The sequence below is a fragment of the Pantoea sp. GbtcB22 genome, from assembly GCF_019091025.1.
Classification (GTDB): Bacteria; Pseudomonadota; Gammaproteobacteria; order Enterobacterales; family Enterobacteriaceae; genus Pantoea; species Pantoea leporis.
The window spans coordinates 1-231 of record NZ_JAGXKB010000968.1 but is presented as its reverse complement, the minus strand read 5'-3'; the positions used below and the strand labels follow the sequence as shown (position 1 = coordinate 231).

Here is a 231-nt window from a genome sequence, read left to right as displayed (position 1 = left end):
CTGCAGGTTGGAACCGGCTACTACTTTGGTCATCAGCGCCAGCCCACCGTACGGCGACAGCTTCATGATCAAACGCACCAGCTACATGACCCAGGATTGCAGGGTATCGATGGCCACCAGCACGCGCTCGCCTTTTACCTTGTCATCTTTCAGCAGTTGCTGCGCCGCCACACCGAGGAAGGCGGCGAAAATCACTACGGTGTTGATCGAGGTGGGATTGGCGCCCGCCAG

At 58.9% G+C, this 231-nt stretch carries 1 pseudogene; it reads right to left on the bottom strand.

Annotation, left to right across the window (positions count from 1 at the left end):
- Nucleotides 1-231, bottom strand: a pseudogene (locus tag KVT28_RS27205) (cation:dicarboxylase symporter family transporter); the annotation flags it as partial.